Origin of the sequence: Stenotrophomonas sp. 2694, from assembly GCF_040548715.1 — a bacterium.
In the GTDB taxonomy this organism is placed as follows: Bacteria; Pseudomonadota; Gammaproteobacteria; order Xanthomonadales; family Xanthomonadaceae; genus Stenotrophomonas; species Stenotrophomonas indicatrix.
This window is the reverse complement of sequence record NZ_JBEPSG010000008.1, coordinates 205,486-221,420: the sequence shown is the minus strand read 5'-3', so window position 1 is coordinate 221,420 and position 15,935 is coordinate 205,486. Positions and strand designations below refer to the sequence as shown.

The following is a 15,935-nucleotide window of genomic DNA, read 5'->3' as shown; positions in this document are numbered from 1 at the left end:
CGGCGTTGTTGCTCGCGGTCCGCGCTGCCCGCCGCCCCCGTGGTGGTGCGGGGAATTGTCGAAGGCGGGGCGGTGTCGGATTGCGGGGTGTCCGCGGCATGGATGCCGCGGCCAAGCCCCCATGGATGGGTTTACGGCGTCCCCGCAATCCGACACCGCCCCGCCAAACCCACAGATAGTGCAGAGCCGGCTGTTGCTGTTGCTTCGGCTGTTGCAGTTGCTGTTGAGGTTGCCGGCCAGCGGCCGGCACTACCGCAGGTGCCGGGCGCAGCCCGGCCGGACCCCCTACAGCACCTGGTACGCGCGCTCGGCCGCATCGAACACATTGCCCGGCGCGAACTGCTCGCCCAGGTAATGCAGTGCTTGCCGGTGCTGCTGCAACGAGCGCTGCGCCGCGCCGGGGCCCAGCAGCATCTGCTCGAATTCGATCAGGTCCTGCAGGATGCGCCAGTGCCGATACCACGCAATCCAGCGCGGATCGCCCAAGTCGCTGCCATAGCCTTCGGCGAAGCCCAGCGGATGCTCGCGCCCCCAGCGACCACCTACCGCGGCGCCGACAAACATCAGGTCGCGCTCGCGCGGGGCCAGTGCCAGTCCGTCCCAGTCGATCAGGTGCAGTGCATCGTCCTGCCCCATCAGCAGGTTGCCCGCGTGCAGGTCGGTGTGGCACAGGCGCAGCGCCGGTGCCTCACCCTGCAATTGGCGATGCAGCGCTTCTGCACGCTGGTGAAGTTCGGCGATGCGCGGCCGCTGCTGCTGCCACAGCGCCAGGAACGCACTGCCGGACCGATCCTGCGCCTGCGCCAGCGTCGAGGGATCGCGCAACCATGTCCCCACCGTGTCGACCGCTGCGGTTTCAAGCCGCAGCGTCGGCAGGGCCTGGCGCAACGCCGGCGGAATCTCGGCCTCATGCAGGCGACGCAGCACTTCGCCCAGCTGGCGCCATTGCGCACGGCTCAGCGGCGCCTCGAAGCCCGACTGCCCTTCGATGTAGGGGAACAGCGTGAACTGCAGGCCCCAGCGCTGCACCGATGCGCCGCCGGTCAATGCCGGCCACGGCGCAACAATCTCTTCGATGCCCAAGGTGCCACGCAGCCAATGCAGGCTGTCCCACACCGCGGGTGCCACCTGGAAGTTGCGGCACTTCAACCACCAATGGTCGTGGCGGGCATCGATGCGGAACACGCACGCATTGGCGTCGGCGCCCACCGGACGCGGCACCACCGCGGTCGCGTTGATGTCGTAGGACTGCTGCAGGACTTCAACGATCTGCTGCGCCGAAGCGAATGACATGGATGCAGGCGTGCTTTGGTGACGACACCTACTATCGCAGATGGCCTTGCATCCGCACAGGCAAACTGGTCACAACATCGCTCTCCTGCGACAAAAGAACTAGCCGGCGATGCGTCGCATGACCGCTTCCAACGGACCGCGCGCGAACTGCCACGACCACAACCAGGCCGCCGCGGTCGCCAGCATCACGAACAACAACGCGGCCATCAGCACCCACGACAGGCTGGCACTGCCATCAAGCAGTCCAAGCGATTCCAGCACGCCCATGCCGATCAGGATGTGCGCCACGTACAGGCTCAGCGTCATCCGTCCGGCCGCGGTGAACGGTTCCAGCCAATCGCCAGGATGCAGCCGCACCAGCCACAGGCATGCCGCGATCAGTGCACATGCCGCGCCTGCGCCGGTCAGCAGATAGGCCGGACCGGGCGGCATCGGCTGCGTCGCCAGCCACACCTGCCACACCGTGCCGTGGCCCCACTGCTGCAACACCTGGCCGGCCCCCATCAGCAGCAGGCCGAGCAGCAGCAAGGCACGCTGCACCCGGGGTTGCGACAGCGGCAGCCGCGCCAGCAGCATGCCCAGCAGGAAAAAGCACAGCCACGGCAACACCGGATGGAAGCCATTGAACAGCAGGTTGCGCATCGCACCCGGCCAGTGCCACAGCCCCTCGTAAGCCAGCGTCTGCCAGTTCCAGCCCTGGCTGTAGTCCCAGCGCAGCAGGGCCCAGAACGCGACCATCGCCAGAGCCACCATGCTGCCCAGCAGAACACGGGGCGACGCGCGCAGCCACAGCACCGCCAGCGCGAAGTACACCGCGTAGTAATGCAGGATATCGGCAGGAAACACGGTCAGGTTGAGCAGGCCGAGCACGGCCAGGAACACGGCCCGCCGCCAGGTCTGCACGCTTGCCTGCCACCACGCCAGTCGCTGTGTGGCCAGCATCAGGCCCACCCCGGCCAGCGTCACGAAGGTCGCCGAAGCCTTGCCTTCCAGCAGGTGGAAGAATCCAGCAAGCCAGCCGCCGCCGTCGGTCTCGGCGGCCATCGCCAGGCGGAAGTTGACCAGCACCATGCCGGCCAGGGCGAGGTAGCGCGCCAGGTCCAGCCCATGCAGCCGCCGATCGTCAGTGCTCACGCACGCGCCCCAAGCAGAGCTGCCAGCAGAGAGGGATCAAGCACGTCGGTATCGGCATCGCTCGCCTCACCCAATCCCTGTCGCAGCGCAGCGCTCTCGATCGCATCCAGCAGCACCTGCGCCTGCAGCGCGGGCGCCAGCACGGGCCGGCGGTGCTCACGACGTGCGACCTCCTGCAAAGCCTCGGCAAGACCGCGCTGCAACTGCGCGCGGTTGCCAGCGAATGCCGCCGCCACCGCCGGATTGCGCGCGCTCTCGGCCAGCACTTCCACGCTCAACAGCGCCCATTCCGGCTGCCGGCACAGGGTGTGGAAGTCCCGCAGGAACCCCTGCACCTGCGCACGTTCGCCATTGCATCCCGCCAACCGCTGCAGCAACGGCTGCAGTTCGTCCCGTTCGGCCTCGGCCGTCGCCAGGATCAGCGCCTCCTTGCCGGGAAAGTGGTTGTAGAGATTGCCCAGGCTGACCCCGGCCGCCTGCGCGATGTCGCGCATGCTGGTCTGGTGGAAGCCCTTGGACAGAAAGCACTGCAGGGCCGCCTGCAGGATCTGCGAAGCGCGTTGCTCATTGCGGTCGGTGCGGTTCATGCGGCAAACAATGAACGAACGTTCGTCCATTTAAAAGCCGAATCCAAGCCTTCGGCCAGTCGCCGTTCAGCGCGTCGCGCTTGACCTCAACCGCTGTTGAGGACCGATCCTGCCGCGCCCTGCTGCAACTGCGGACCCTGCATGCACCTAGAAGAACTCGTCCAGCAGGCGGTAGAACGCGAGTCGGCGCTCATCGGCACCCATGCCATAGCGGGCCAGCAAGGGCGCAACCCAGCGGGTGTCGTCATAGTTGTGGACCAGGCTGCGTGCGGCCAACGCCAGGTCCTGGCAACGATCAGCCACACCCAGCCGGCCGCAATCGATGAAACCGCTGAAGCGGCCGTCGACCGCCATCAGATTCGGCAGGCATGCATCGCCGTGCGCTACCACCAGATCTTCATCCGCCGGACACGTTGCGATCAGCTCGGCATGCACCTGCTCGGCGCTCTGGCCCAGGCGCTCATCGTCGAAATCATCCGCATCGATCAACCCTGCGGCAACGCGCGCAGCGACCTCTGGCAAGCGCGATGCAAGGCGATGATCGAACGGACAACCGGCAACCGGCAGCGCATGCAGGGCGCGCAGCGCGTCAGCCAGCAGCACGACCACCTGGGCGGGCGCCAGCGTCGGCGACGATGCCAGGTCATGGCCGGGCAACGCGCTCATCAGCAGCCAACGCCGACCGCCCTCCTCCGCAGTGTCCAACACCGTTGGCACCGGCTGTCCCTGTGCCCGCAGCCAACGCAGACGCAGGATTTCGCCCTCCAGTTCGCTGAAGGCATCGATCACTTCCGATTTCAGGAACGCATCCGGCAACCCTTGACGTCGCACCCGCGCCACATCGGCGCGCGACACGCCGATGCCCTGCATCTCGATATCTGCATCGCGCAGCGCGCTGCGCCACTGCGACGGCAAGGGCATTACACCGCCATCGCTCGATCCTGCTTCCATCCCCACCTCCGGCCCCGGTCACAGCCTGGATTCTCTCCGAATCGGACACCCCACAGCAAAGGACATCGCATGAAATTCATGGTCATCGGCGCCAGCAAAGGTCTTGGCCGCGCCTTCGTGGAAGGCCTCTGCCGGCCCGGCGATACCGTCATCGGCGTATCGCGCACACGCCCCACGCAGCTGGACTGCAGCGAGGGCGTCGACCTGCACTGGATAGAAGCAGACCTGAGCCAGCCAGCACGGGCCGCCGCCAGCATCGCGGCGCAGGCGCCGCCGGATCTCGATGTGCTCATCCATAACCTTGGCATCTGGGAGGAGACCGCATTCAGTGACGACTACGATTTCCTCAACGAAAGTGACAGCGCGCTGGCGCAGCTGGTGGACGTCAACATCACCGCCACCCTGCTGCTGCTCAAGCAGCTGCTGCCGCGCGTGCTCGGCGGGCGCCGCCCGCAACTGGTGTTGACCGGCTCGACCTCGGCACTGCCACGCAGTGGCCGCCCCGAGGTGACCTTCGGCGCGTCCAAGTTCGCGCTCAACGGCATTGCCGATGCCCTGCGCGAAGGCTTCCGCCAGCAGCGGCTGGCCGTGACGACGCTGCAGCTGGGCTACCTCAATACCGAAGATGCACTGTCGGTGCCGCTGCAGCAGGCGGCCGCACGCGGCAATGGCGAGTACGTGCCGGTGCACGACGTGGTGTCGATGGTGCGCGCCCTGCTGCAGCTGTCATCGTCCAGCTTCGTGCGCGAGCTGGTGCTGCCCGCCATCGCCGATCCGCGTTACTAGACCAGCGCTCAGCACACACTGGCAGCCCCGGTTTGGCCGTACACGCGGCCGTGGTTTACTCTGCGTCTACTGGCAGTTGGCCGCACACAGGACCGGCTATGGCTATCGATGCGCTATCGAGGCTCTCGACCCGGGTTCTGGACAGCGCCCTGCCCAGCCTGCCGCTGTACTTGCTGCAGGCCACTGCGGTGATCGGCATGATCGGCGTGTTCCTGATCGCCACCCGCCGCGGCGGCCATGCCATGGAAGGACGCCGCGTCTACATCGGCGCGATCCTCGGCCTGATCTACTTGTTCAATTCATGGTTCGTGGCCGGCTACGCGCAGGGCGTGGTCAAACTCAACCTCGGCATCGACATCCTGCTGATCAGCGGTCTGCTGGGCGGCTGGCGCGGCGGCGTGACCTGCCTGCTGGCCAGCCTGCTGGCGCGCTACCAGTTCTCCGGCACGCAGTATTTCCTGCCCGCCAGCCTGGAAGCGGCGCTGCAGGTGCTGGCAGGCATCTGGCTGCGCGGGCGGATATACCCGCGCATGCTCACCCACTTCTCGCTGCGGTTGATCCTGCAGGCCTGGGCGGTGCGCATCGCGGTGACCTTGATCGGGCTGGTGTTGGGCGTGGCGATCATCGGCAGCGCGCAGCTGCCCCTGCTGGAACTGGCCACCCAGCGCGTGCTGGCCCTGCCGGTGTCACTACTGGTGCTGGTGGCCGTATTCGCGCTGGTCTACAACGATGCGCAGATCGATGCCCAGCGCCAACGCGAACATGCGTGGATGCGCATCGACCCGGTGAGCGGCCTGCCCAACCTGCGCGCCCTCGACGAGCGTCTGCAGCGTCATTGGCGCAGCAGCGACGACCGCGGCAACGCGTGCCTGATCGTGACCGAGATGGGCAACCTGCAGGACCTGCTGCTGCGCTATGGCCCGCTCAATGACAGTGGCCTGTGGAACCCGCACAACGCCGAGGCCGTGCGCCGCACCCTGCTGCATGCGCGACCGACCGATGCGATGGAGATCTATCAGTTCGGTGACAGCGCGCTGGCGATCCTGCTGCCGGACGCAAGCCTTGCCGATCTCCGCGCGGATACCGGGCTGCCTGCGTTGGCCGACCGCCTGTCCACGGTGATCGGCGATGACTGGCCGGGCTTCCGCCCGGTGTTCCGCTGCGCGGTGGTCGAGCTGCAGCCGCCCACGCAGGACGACAGCTCCATCCCGTTCCGCGCGGTCACCCTGGCCTTGAACGCGATCGAGTCCGGTGTGGTGTTCTTCGATGATCCGATCCAGCGCGACAGCGAAGTGGATGCCCTGATCGAGACCGCGCTGGACCACTGGCTGCAGCACGCCGATGCACCACTTTACTACCAGCCCAAGTTCCGCCTGCAGGACCGCCACCTGGTCGGCGCCGAGGCGCTGCTGCGGATGCGCGATGGCGATGGCCACCTGATTGCACCGATGCGGGTGGTTTCGCTGCTGCGCCGTCGCGGACGCCTGGCCGAACTGGAATGGGCCACGCTGCAGGCAGCCACCGCCTTCCTTGGCCACTGCAGGGATGATGGGCATACGCTGACGATCGCAGTGAACGTGTCCGCCGAATCGCTGCGCCAACCCGGTTTCGGCGCACGCCTGTGCACCTTGCTGGAGCAGCAGCGCATACCCGGCGCGATGCTGCGGCTGGAGATCGTCGAATGGACCGAAATCGTCGAGCGCGACGTTGTCGATGCCAACGTCGTCGTCCTGCTGGCCGCTGGCATGAGCCTGTCACTGGACGACTTCGGCGCCGGCTATTCGACCCTGATCCTGCTGTCGCAGCTGTCGGTGGCCGAGGTCAAGATCGAGCGGGCATTGATCGCCACGTTGTCCGATGCCAAGTCGCAGTCCATCGTCCGCTTCATCGTGGAAGTAGCCCACCGCTGCGGTGCCATCGTCGTTGCCGAAGGCACCGAGACCCCGGCGCAGGAGCAGCTGCTGCGTGCGCTGGGGGTGGATGTGGGCCAGGGCTATCTGTATGCACGGGCCCTGCCACCGGAGCAGTTCCGGCAGCTGGCCTGAGCGGCCTTCAGGCCAGCCGCATCGACAGCTCCACATCGTCGGCGAAGGGCACGGACAGATAGCCTGCATTGCCCGAGCGCATGCGCTGCTGGTAGCGCGGGCTGTCGTCGGCGTTGTCGGCGATCACCACTGCGCCCGGGCGCAGCCGCTCGTGCAGCAGCTCCAGCACATCGTCGTACAGCACCTTGGCACCATCGAGCAGCACCAGATCGATCGTATCGGGCAGGTCCACCGCCAGGGTCTCCAGTGCGTCGCCCACGCGGATCTCGACCAGATCGTCCAGGCCCGCTTCACGCAGGTGGCCGGCGGCACGGCGCGCCTTCTCCGGTTCGAACTCGGTGGTGATCAGGCGGCCGCCGCCGTTGTCACGCAACGCCGCAGCCAGATGGATGCTGGAGATGCCGAACGACGTACCGAACTCAACGATGCTGCGCGCGCCACTGCTGCGCGCCAGCAGGTACAGCAGGCGGCCGGTTTCCGGCGACACCGGCAGCCACAGGTCCTTCAGCAGCTCGCCATACAGGCGCCGGTATTCGGTGCGGCTGCCCAGCAGGCGCTGCCGTTCTTCGGGGGAGACGGAGGTCAAGGCCGGGCTGAGCGCGCTGTCGGCTTCGGCAAACAGGCGCGCAAGCAGGGGCGCGACCGGGGTTGAGATCAGGGTGGACATGGGCGGGTGTTCCTTGCGATGACGGGGTTAGAATGCGAATGATTCGTCGCAATCAAGAATACGGACGATCTCCGGTTCCGCCTATTCGCATTGGAAAAGCCCCATGTCCGAACGTCGTCCGCCGCAGATTTCCTCGAGAAAACAGCCTCGCCAGTCACGATCAAACGACCTGGTCGCAGCCATCCTCGAAGCCGCTGCTCAGGTTCTGAAGCACGAAGGCGCCCCCCGGTTCACCACCGCGCGGGTGGCCGAACGCGCCGGCGTCAGCGTCGGCTCGCTGTACCAGTACTTTCCCAACAAGGCGGCAATCCTGTTCCGCCTGCAGCGCGACGAGTGGCAGCAGACCGGCGCGATGCTGCGCGACATCCTGCAGGACACACGACAACCGCACCTGCAGCGCCTGCGCACGTTGGTGCATGCCTTCATCGTGTCGGAATGCGAAGAAGCGCAGACCCGTGGCGCGTTGAACGATGCCGCGCCGCTGTACCGCGATGCGCCGGAAGCGCAGGAAGCACGCAGCGAGACCGACGAAGCGATGCTCGTGTTCATGGCCGAGCTGCTGCCGCAGGCCTCGGCGGGCACGCGCCAGCTGGCGGTGGATCTGATCGATACCACGCTGGGTGCCACCGGTCGCGAATTTTCCAGTGAACCGCGCACTGCCGCCGAGATGCGCGTCTATGCCGATGCGGTCGCGGATATGTTCTGCGCCTATCTCAGGCAGCTGGGCGCGCACTGAGGTGCAGCCGCCGGCTTACACCGTGTAGAAGCCCAGGAACATCGCCACCGCCGACTCGGCCACGCGCGTGCGTTCGGCCTGTGCCAGCGGCGCCTGGCCCATCGTCACCTGCGGCCAGAACGCGAAGCTCTTCACCAGGCCCTGCAGCTGATGGCCGGCGAATTCCGGATCGACCTGGCGCAGCCGCCCATCGGCAATCGCCGCACGGATCCATGCGCTGACGCCGCTCTCCTTCTCGCCCATGCGGCAGACGATCGCCTGCGCGCGCTCGGGTGAATGGATGATCTCGGCCATCGCCACCCGCGCCAGATCGATGAAGTTGGCATCACCCAGCAGGTCCAGCTTCTGCCGCAGCAGCTGCAGCAGCTGCACATCCAGCGGCTGGTCGGCGCGGTACGGCAGCTCGACGCTGGCCACGCTGCTCTGCCACAGCTCTTCCAGGATCAGCGCGAACAGTTCTTCCTTGCTCGGGAAGTGGTTGTAGACGGTGCGCTTGGAGACACCAGCCACCGCCGCGATGCGGTCCATGCTGGTCGCCTCGTAGCCGGCCGAACGGAACTCTTCCACCGCCGCGCGGACGATGGCCTCGCGCTTGCGGTCGGTAAGGCGTTGCGGGGTACGGGGCATGGCGGAACCAGACAGCTGAACGGATGCCACCATTTTACACCCAGCAGTGTACTTTCTGAAATCCGGAAACTACACTGTGCAGTGTACCCTGCGGACGTCACCCATGAAGCGCCTGCTCCTTGTCCTCCTGCTCGGAATCCTCGCCGTGACCGCTTATACCTTCTGCAAATCCTGGTCCCTCCCTGACTTCCCCGATTCGCCGCAGTACCGCGAAGGCAAGTTCCGCAATGCCCTGCCGAAACCGGCAATGGGCCTGCGTGATGGCCTGGAGATCTGGTGGACCTTCCTGTTCAACAAGCCCAAGGGCACCGTGCCCGACCACCCCATCCCGGTGCAGGCGCTGGACCGCGCCACCCTGGACGCGGCGCCCGACCGCAGCCTGTTCCGGCTGGGGCATTCGACGATCCTGCTGAAGCTGCGCGGGCAGTACTGGCTGACCGATCCGGTGTTCTCCGAACGCGCCTCACCGGTGCAATGGATGGGCCCGGCACGCTTCCATGCACCGCCGATCAGCATCGACGAACTGCCGCCGATCGCCGGTGTCATCCTCTCGCACAACCACTACGACCACCTCGACCACGCGGCGGTAATGAAGCTGGCTGGCAAGACCGCGCGCTTCATCGCACCGCTGGGTGTGGGCGACCAGCTGATCGCCTGGGGCGTGGATGCAGCCAAGGTCGAGCAACTGGACTGGTGGCAGTCCACCGAAGCCGCTGGCCTGCGCCTGACCGCAACCCCCGGCCAGCATTTCTCCGGCCGCGGCCTGGGTGACGGCGATCGCAGCCTGTGGGCATCGTGGGTGATCCAGGACGGCGACTTCCGCATCTTCTTCAGCGGCGACACCGGCTACTTCGACGGCTTCAAGGCCATCGGCGAGAAGTACGGTCCGTTCGACCTGACGATGATCGAAACCGGTGCCTACGATCAACGCTGGGCGTTCGTGCACATGCAGCCCGAACAGACCCTGCAGGCGCACCTGGACCTGCGTGGCAAGTGGCTGCTGCCGATCCACAACGGCACCTTCGACCTGGCCCTGCACGAGTGGCAGCAACCATTCGAACGCATCAGCGCATTGGCTGCCGCAAAGAACGTGCCGGTGGCCACGCCGATGATGGGCGAGGCACTGGACATGCAATCACCGACCGCTGGTACGCGCTGGTGGGAGCGTGTGCAACTGTAACGGCCTGTCGCGCAGCGACCCTCAGCCGGGATGCTGAACCAGCCGTTCCTGCTCCTTCGCCACATTGATCTGCAGCGCCGCAGCAGCGAGCTCCGCCAGCTCGCTGCTGACCTTCTGGCTGCCGCGCGCCTGCATCCACGAAAGAATATCGGCCAGATGCCAGATCGACGCGCTGCCTTCGTGCACCGGTGCCGGAAACGTCTGCGGGTGCGCGAGCAGCAACTTGCGCATGTTCTGCCGTGACATGCCCAGCAGATCAGCGACATCCGTCAGCCCTACCAGATCGGGACTGACTTCGATCAGCTCTGCATCGGGTACGGCTTGTCGTACATCTGCAAGCGCGGAAAGTACGGCCTCCCGGGCGCTGGCCGCCTGACGGCAGAATTCAAGCGCCAACCTGCCCGGCCTGCCAATGCCCAGCAGCGCATCATCACAGCCGGCATCGGCAAGGCGTTGCTCAAGCGAGCCAGCATCGGTACCTGTATCCGGCAGACGGTATTTGAGAATGAAGGTGAATTCCATCATCGATGTGTCCTTGGGAGGATGGCGGCTGCGTCATCGCTCACGGCTGCAGTTCTCGACAACGCGACACAAGGCCCGCGCGTGGTTCAAGGCATTCCGGGGCGTGCTCCATACGCTCACCACACAGAATTCCCCGCATCGGCAGTCCCTGTCGTTGTAGGGACAGTACATTCGTCCCCAGGCATGACTGCCGCCGATCCGCAGCCACCATCCACGCGACTCGGCGAAACGGAGGGCAGCTTCAATGTCTTTGTCCGGATGGCGCGAACGGGGCATTCCCTTCCCTCTGAGTCTGGATGCGATCGCAAAGGTTGTCAAGTGACAACCCGTGGTGGTGCGATCAGTCGCTTCGACCCTACAGCCTCTCCGCCATGGGTCCAGAGCCATCCGCGTCAGTGATCCGGGTGCACCTGTTCCTGCAGGTGAATTCCCAACCCACACTCCTTCGCCGAGATTCCAGGTCGCAGCTCAAGCGATGGGATCAGATAATCCCCAGCGTTCTGCCGCCGATAGGCAATCACCGGATCGCTCGCCAGCCCATCCAGCCGCGCGCCCAGCCCCTCCAGCACGCCAGGCAAGGACGCCTCATCGATACGGCTGCTGCGGTAGATCACATGCGCGGGCAGCACGTCAAAGCCGGGATAGAACAGGATGCCGTGCTGGATCGGGAACAGCACATCGTCGATCGGCCCATTGATGCCGCGCGGACCGTAATGCGACTCCCAACCACCGGTGGTGACCACCAGCATCGCGCGCTTGCCGGACATCGCGCCCTCGCCATAGCGGTCGCCCCAATGCCGATCGGAATGTTCGCCCACGCCATAGGCAAAACCATAGGCGTACACGCGATCCACCCAACCCTTCAGGATGGCCGGCATCGAGAACCACCACAGCGGGAACTGCAGGATCACCGCGTCGGCCCAGCGCAGTTTTTCCTGCTCGGCGGCGATGTCGGCGCTCTGCCGGCCCGTCCTGAAGGCGTCGCGCGAATCCAGTGACGCGTGGAACGGCACCGAAGGATCCCGCCCGGGGTGATCGTCGGCATCGATCTGCGCCTTCCATTGCATGGCATGCAGGTCGGACACCTGCACGGTGTGGCCGGCGCGTTGCAGGTGCTCGACGGTGAAGGCCTTCAGGCTGCCATTGAGCGAGGTGGGTTCGGGGTGGGCGTAGACAAGCAGAACGTTCATGGTGGTACCAGGGAGGGAATGCCGGCCATGTTGGGTGCCGCCACGCTATAGTTGAAATGAATTCCTGCAATCCCCGGCATTGCCATGGACAATACCCTGCGTCGCATCGACCTCAACCTGCTGGTAACCCTGCAGGCCTTGCTGGAAGAGCAGAACGTCACCCGCGCGGCCGAACGCCTGCATCTGGCCCAGCCCACGGTCAGCGTGCAGCTGGCGCGCCTGCGCCACCTGTTCGATGATCCGCTGCTGCTGCCGGGGCCACGCGGCATGCGTGCCACCGCACGTGCCGATGCGCTGCGCGAACCATTGGCCGACGCACTGGCTGCACTGCAGCGTGCGGTCGCACCGGTGCAGGCGTTCGATCCCGCCCAGGCTACGCAGACCTGGCGGATCATGGCGTCGGACTTCGGCGAAACCACGATCGTCCTGCCGGCATTGGCCGACCTGCGCGTGCGCGCACCCGGCACGCGCCTGGCCGTGGTCAGCCTGGCGCCGGCGCAGATGGTGGCGCAGAGCGAACGCGGCGAGATCGATCTCGCCCTCCACATCACCTCCGACGCGCCTGCCTCCCTGCACCATCGTCCGCTGTTCCAGGAACGCTACGTACTGGCCGGGCGTCGCGACCATCCACGACTGAAGCGGCGGCCGACGCTCAAGCAGTTCTGCGCGCTGGACCATGTGATCGTGTCACCGGATGGCGGCGGTTTCCATGGCGGCACCGACAGTGCGTTGGCGCATGTAGGCGCGCGTCGCAACGTGGTGCTGTCGGTGCCGCACTTCCTGTTCCTGCGCAGCGTGCTGCTGCGCACGGACCTGGTGGCGATGATGCCCTCGCGCCTGGTCGCGCAGGACCCGGCCTTGAAGGCGGTTGCCGCGCCCATTGATGTGCCCGGGTTCGAGATAGTGATGCTCTGGCACGAACGCGTGCATCGCGATCCGGCACATCGCTGGCTGCGCGAGCGCATCTGTGCGCATTCATGAAACCTCGTGCCAGGACCCGCCCGGGAAATATTGCGACGCGTCATGTAACCGGTTACATCCCTTGCTAGCGTAGGCCCGCCCGTTCCCGGGCCCTGCCGATGTGAGGCCTTCGCAATGACGTTGTGCGCTGACCGCTGGACCGCTCCCTGCCTGCCGAACCGGCGCCTTGCCGCGGCCCTGCTGCTCGGCCTGTCACTGGCCGCCACCGCCACCGCACAGAACCTGCCACCGCGCGCGCATTGGCAGGCCAGCGCGTCGTCGCAGCAGGTTCCGGCGATGGCGATCAGCCACCTGATCGACAACGATCCGAAGACGGTGACCGGCGGCGCGTTCAGTCCCGGCCACTGGTTCCAGGTCGATCTCGGCAAGCCTGCGATGCTGGCCGGTGCACGCCTCACCTGGGATGTCTCCAACCCCGAAGGCTATTCGCTGCAGACTTCGCTCGACGGCAAGCAGTGGCAGAACGCCTACGTGATGGGCGATTCGCTGGGTGGCATCGAGACCCTGTACTTCGCGCCGCGACAGGCCCGCTACCTGCGTCTGGCCAGCCCGCAGCGCACCTCCGACTGGGGCGTATCCATCTTCGAAATGGAACCGCTCGACACCACGCTCAGCGCACGGGTGACCGGGCTGGACGCCACCCAGTCCGCTGCGCTGTGGCAGGGCGGCGGCACGGTTGCCATCCCCGCAGGCAAAGGCGGCATCCACACGCTCGACATCACCCTGCCCCGTGCGCAGCCCAGCACCGGGCTGGCGGTGGACTGGGCCAATGTGCACGGCGCTGCACGCCTGCAGGCGCAGGACACACAGGGCCGCTGGCACGAACTGGCGCGCGACGCGCAGGCGGCGACCCGGCAGCAGAGCTGGCTGGCGGCCGACGCGCCACTGGACATCAAGGCACTGCGGCTGACCGTGGAAGGCGATGCCCCCCAGGTCAAACGCATCCGCCTGCTCGGCCCGAAGGCGGTGATGACGCCGATGAAGCGCTACCAGATCGCCGCCAGTGGCGCGCAGCGCGCGTTGTTCCCTGCCTCGTTGCACATGCAGCAGACCTACTGGACCGCAGTCGGCGTGCATGCGGGCCGGCAGAAATCGATCTTCGACGAATACGGCAACATCGAAGCCTACAAGGGCGCACCGCTGGTGCAGCCGATCTGGCGCAGTGCCGATGGCCGCGCGACCGGTGCCGCCGAACAACCGGTGCAGCACGCACTGCGCGATGGCTGGAAGCCGATGCCGTCTGCCACGTGGTCACCGCAGCCCGGGCTGGAACTGCGCAGCGAAGCCTTTGCCATCGAGCGCGACGGGCAACCGGTCACCTTCGTGCGCCATCGCCTGCGCAACACCGGCAGCGCGGCCATCGAAGGCACGCTGACCCTCGCAGTGCGACCGATGCAGATGAACCCGCCGTGGCAGAACGGTGGCCTGTCGCCGATCCGCCAGGTGGCCGTCGAAGGCAACAGCGTGCGCGTCAATGGCCGCATGCTGTTGCAGTCACTCAGCGCGGTGGATGCCGCTGGCACCGCCCCCTTCGGCAACGAAGGCGACACCGAGATCACCACGGCCATCGCCAGCGGGCAGCTGCCTGCCGCTCAGCAGTCCAGCGATGCCGCAGGCTTGGCAGCGGCGGCGTTGAGCTACCGCGTCACCCTGGCACCCGGTGCCAGCGACGCGGTGGTGGTGGCCTTCCCGCTCGGTACCGCCACCGCCGATGCCAATGGCGTGCTGCCGGAAGCACCGGCCCTCAACCTCGCCTCGCTGCCGCGCGACGGCGACAAAGCGTTCGACACGCTGGCCAGCCGCGCCTCCGCCGATTGGCAGGCGCGGCTGGGCCAGGTCGGCCTGCGCCTGCCCGACCCTTCGCTGGTGGACATGCTGCGCGCACAGGCCGCCTACATGCTGATCAACCAGACCGGCCCGGCCATGCAGCCCGGTCCGCGCAACTACAACCGCTCCTTCATCCGCGATGGCATGGCCACCTCGGCCGTGCTGCTGCGCATGGGCGAAGCCAAAGTGGCACGCGACTACCTGGCCTGGTACAGCGAACACGGCGTGCACGGCAATGGCCTGGTGTCGCCCATCCTCAACGACGATGGCAGCGTCAATACCGGCTTCGGCTCGGACATCGAGTACGACAGCCAGGGCCAGTACGTCACCCTCGTTGCCGACGTCGCCCGGCTCGATGGCGGGCCGGAAAGCGTGCGTGCCTACCTGCCCAAGGTGAAGGCCGCGCTGCGCTTCCTGCAGGAACTGCGCGAACGCACGCTGGTGCCGGGCTACATGGCCGACCAGCCTTCGCCGGAGCGCTTTGCCGGCATCCTTGCGCCGTCGATCAGCCACGAGGGCTACCCCTCACCCACCCACAGCTACTGGGACGACTACTGGGGCCTGAAGGGCTGGCATGACGGCGCGTGGTTGGCCGAATCGCTGGGCGACCACGAAACCGCCACGTGGGCGCGCGAACAGTACAAGGCGCTGTATGACGCACTGCACGCCTCGATCCGCGCGACGATGGCGTGGAAGGGCATCGACTTCATTCCGTCGTCGGCCGACCTCGGCGATGGCGACCCGACCGGTGTATCGATCGCGCTGGATCCCACCGGTGCGCAGAGCGTGCTGCCGGCCGAGGCCCTGCGCACCACCTTTGCCCGCTACCTGGACGATGTGCGCAAGCGCAACCAGCCTGGTGCGCTGTATGCCTACACGCCGTATGAAATCCGCAACGTGCTGAGCTACGTGCACCTGGGCCAGCCCGAAGCGGCCGACGAGCTGCTGCAGGGCCTGCTGCACGATCGCAGGCCGCTGGAATGGCAGGTGCTGGCCGAGGTCGTGCACTCGCGGTTGCGCTTCCCGCGCTATCTGGGCGACATGCCGCACACCTGGATCGGCGCCGAATACGGCCGCACCCTGTTCGGCATGCTGATGCGCGAGGATGACGATGCGTTGTCGCTGCTGCCGGGCACTCCCCGTTCCTGGGTCGCTGGCGAGGGCCTGGCCGTGGACCGCCTGCCCACCGCCTATGGCACCCTGCAGATGCAGGCACGCCAGCGCGACGGCAACCTGAGCGTGTCGCTCGGCAAGGGGCTGCGCAAGGGCACGCCGGTACGCGTATGGTGGCCCAGCCGTACCCTGCCCAAGGACGTGCGCGTAGATGGGCGATCGGTACGGAACTTCGACAAGGACGGCGTGCTGCTCGATGGCCCGTTCCGCACCCTGGAGGCACGTTGGCAGTAATG

Annotated in this window: 14 protein-coding genes; 6 read left to right on the top strand and 8 right to left on the bottom strand. The window is 66.6% G+C overall.

All coding sequences use genetic code 11. The features are described from left to right. Nucleotides 1–285: 285 nt before the first annotated feature. From ABIA73_RS12595 to ABIA73_RS12580, 4 genes are all read right to left on the bottom strand, one after another. Entirely contained in the window at nucleotides 286–1,293 is a 1,008-nt protein-coding gene (locus tag ABIA73_RS12595) for an aminoglycoside phosphotransferase family protein (protein WP_059063992.1), read from the bottom strand. 99 nt (nucleotides 1,294–1,392) lie between these two features. After that, a complete protein-coding gene (locus tag ABIA73_RS12590) occupies nucleotides 1,393–2,427 on the bottom strand; it encodes a DUF418 domain-containing protein (protein WP_059063991.1) in 1,035 nt (344 codons plus the stop codon). Next, entirely contained in the window at nucleotides 2,424–3,014 is a 591-nt protein-coding gene (locus ABIA73_RS12585) for a TetR/AcrR family transcriptional regulator (RefSeq protein ID WP_354275871.1), read from the bottom strand. The genes ABIA73_RS12590 and ABIA73_RS12585 overlap by 4 nt, the downstream gene beginning before the upstream one ends. Nucleotides 3,015–3,161: 147 nt before the next feature. Beyond that, nucleotides 3,162–3,965 carry an APH(3')-II family aminoglycoside O-phosphotransferase gene (locus tag ABIA73_RS12580; protein WP_354275870.1) on the bottom strand — a complete coding sequence of 268 codons (804 nt, stop codon included), beginning with the start codon at nucleotides 3,963–3,965 and terminating at the stop codon, nucleotides 3,162–3,164. 69 nt (nucleotides 3,966–4,034) lie between these two features. On the opposite strand from ABIA73_RS12580, the gene ABIA73_RS12575 reads away from it, so the two are divergent. After that, on the top strand, nucleotides 4,035–4,751 hold the full coding sequence (locus ABIA73_RS12575) for an SDR family NAD(P)-dependent oxidoreductase (protein WP_354275869.1): 717 nt from the start codon (nucleotides 4,035–4,037) through the stop codon (nucleotides 4,749–4,751). 104 nt (nucleotides 4,752–4,855) lie between these two features. Continuing rightward, on the top strand, nucleotides 4,856–6,796 hold the full coding sequence (locus ABIA73_RS12570) for an EAL domain-containing protein (protein ID WP_080149509.1): 1,941 nt from the start codon (nucleotides 4,856–4,858) through the stop codon (nucleotides 6,794–6,796). Between the two features lie 7 nt (nucleotides 6,797–6,803). Here the strand turns inward: ABIA73_RS12570 and ABIA73_RS12565 are convergent, their stop codons facing one another. Then, nucleotides 6,804–7,463, bottom strand: coding sequence for an O-methyltransferase (locus ABIA73_RS12565; protein WP_080148985.1), 660 nt, complete (start codon nucleotides 7,461–7,463; stop codon nucleotides 6,804–6,806). A 103-nt stretch (nucleotides 7,464–7,566) separates the two neighbouring features. Here ABIA73_RS12565 and ABIA73_RS12560 point away from each other — a divergent pair, with 103 nt between their 5' ends. Next, nucleotides 7,567–8,199: a TetR/AcrR family transcriptional regulator gene (locus ABIA73_RS12560; protein WP_025874904.1), complete on the top strand. Its 633-nt coding sequence runs from the start codon at nucleotides 7,567–7,569 to the stop codon at nucleotides 8,197–8,199. A 15-nt stretch (nucleotides 8,200–8,214) separates the two neighbouring features. Here the strand turns inward: ABIA73_RS12560 and ABIA73_RS12555 are convergent, their stop codons facing one another. Further along, on the bottom strand, nucleotides 8,215–8,826 hold the full coding sequence (locus ABIA73_RS12555; RefSeq protein WP_279207746.1) for a TetR/AcrR family transcriptional regulator C-terminal domain-containing protein: 612 nt from the start codon (nucleotides 8,824–8,826) through the stop codon (nucleotides 8,215–8,217). A 103-nt stretch (nucleotides 8,827–8,929) separates the two neighbouring features. Here ABIA73_RS12555 and ABIA73_RS12550 point away from each other — a divergent pair, with 103 nt between their 5' ends. Continuing rightward, nucleotides 8,930–10,006, top strand: coding sequence for an MBL fold metallo-hydrolase (locus ABIA73_RS12550; protein ID WP_223485248.1), 1,077 nt, complete (start codon nucleotides 8,930–8,932; stop codon nucleotides 10,004–10,006). Nucleotides 10,007–10,027: 21 nt separating this feature from the next. On the opposite strand, the gene ABIA73_RS12545 is transcribed toward ABIA73_RS12550, so the two are convergent. Together ABIA73_RS12545 and ABIA73_RS12535 are read right to left on the bottom strand one after the other, a co-directional pair. Beyond that, the gene (locus tag ABIA73_RS12545; RefSeq protein WP_025874910.1) at nucleotides 10,028–10,528 is read right to left on the bottom strand and encodes a helix-turn-helix transcriptional regulator; all 501 of its coding nucleotides are present in this window, start codon (nucleotides 10,526–10,528) and stop codon (nucleotides 10,028–10,030) included. A 392-nt stretch (nucleotides 10,529–10,920) separates the two neighbouring features. Then, a complete protein-coding gene (locus ABIA73_RS12535; RefSeq protein WP_059063989.1) occupies nucleotides 10,921–11,718 on the bottom strand; it encodes an NAD(P)H-dependent oxidoreductase in 798 nt (265 codons plus the stop codon). Nucleotides 11,719–11,802: 84 nt separating this feature from the next. Here ABIA73_RS12535 and ABIA73_RS12530 point away from each other — a divergent pair, with 84 nt between their 5' ends. Further along, on the top strand, nucleotides 11,803–12,699 hold the full coding sequence (locus ABIA73_RS12530) for a LysR family transcriptional regulator (protein ID WP_354275868.1): 897 nt from the start codon (nucleotides 11,803–11,805) through the stop codon (nucleotides 12,697–12,699). A 114-nt stretch (nucleotides 12,700–12,813) separates the two neighbouring features. Beyond that, on the top strand, nucleotides 12,814–15,933 hold the full coding sequence (locus ABIA73_RS12525) for a discoidin domain-containing protein (protein ID WP_312401480.1): 3,120 nt from the start codon (nucleotides 12,814–12,816) through the stop codon (nucleotides 15,931–15,933). The last annotated feature ends 2 nt before the right edge of the window (nucleotides 15,934–15,935 follow it).

Bases quoted from the DNA above. Each gene is read 5' to 3' on its own strand.
- ABIA73_RS12595 (WP_059063992.1), bottom strand. From the start codon at position 1,293: ATGTCATTCGCTTCGGCGCAGCAGATCGTTGAAGTCCTGCAGCAGTCC.
- ABIA73_RS12585 (WP_354275871.1), bottom strand. From the start codon at position 3,014: ATGAACCGCACCGACCGCAATGAGCAACGCGCTTCGCAGATCCTGCAG.
- ABIA73_RS12580 (WP_354275870.1), bottom strand. From the start codon at position 3,965: ATGGAAGCAGGATCGAGCGATGGCGGTGTAATGCCCTTGCCGTCGCAG.
- ABIA73_RS12575 (WP_354275869.1), top strand. From the start codon at position 4,035: ATGAAATTCATGGTCATCGGCGCCAGCAAAGGTCTTGGCCGCGCCTTC.
- ABIA73_RS12565 (WP_080148985.1), bottom strand. From the start codon at position 7,463: ATGTCCACCCTGATCTCAACCCCGGTCGCGCCCCTGCTTGCGCGCCTG.
- ABIA73_RS12560 (WP_025874904.1), top strand. From the start codon at position 7,567: ATGTCCGAACGTCGTCCGCCGCAGATTTCCTCGAGAAAACAGCCTCGC.
- ABIA73_RS12555 (WP_279207746.1), bottom strand. From the start codon at position 8,826: ATGCCCCGTACCCCGCAACGCCTTACCGACCGCAAGCGCGAGGCCATC.
- ABIA73_RS12550 (WP_223485248.1), top strand. From the start codon at position 8,930: ATGAAGCGCCTGCTCCTTGTCCTCCTGCTCGGAATCCTCGCCGTGACC.
- ABIA73_RS12545 (WP_025874910.1), bottom strand. From the start codon at position 10,528: ATGGAATTCACCTTCATTCTCAAATACCGTCTGCCGGATACAGGTACC.
- ABIA73_RS12535 (WP_059063989.1), bottom strand. From the start codon at position 11,718: ATGAACGTTCTGCTTGTCTACGCCCACCCCGAACCCACCTCGCTCAAT.
- ABIA73_RS12530 (WP_354275868.1), top strand. From the start codon at position 11,803: ATGGACAATACCCTGCGTCGCATCGACCTCAACCTGCTGGTAACCCTG.
- ABIA73_RS12525 (WP_312401480.1), top strand. From the start codon at position 12,814: ATGACGTTGTGCGCTGACCGCTGGACCGCTCCCTGCCTGCCGAACCGG.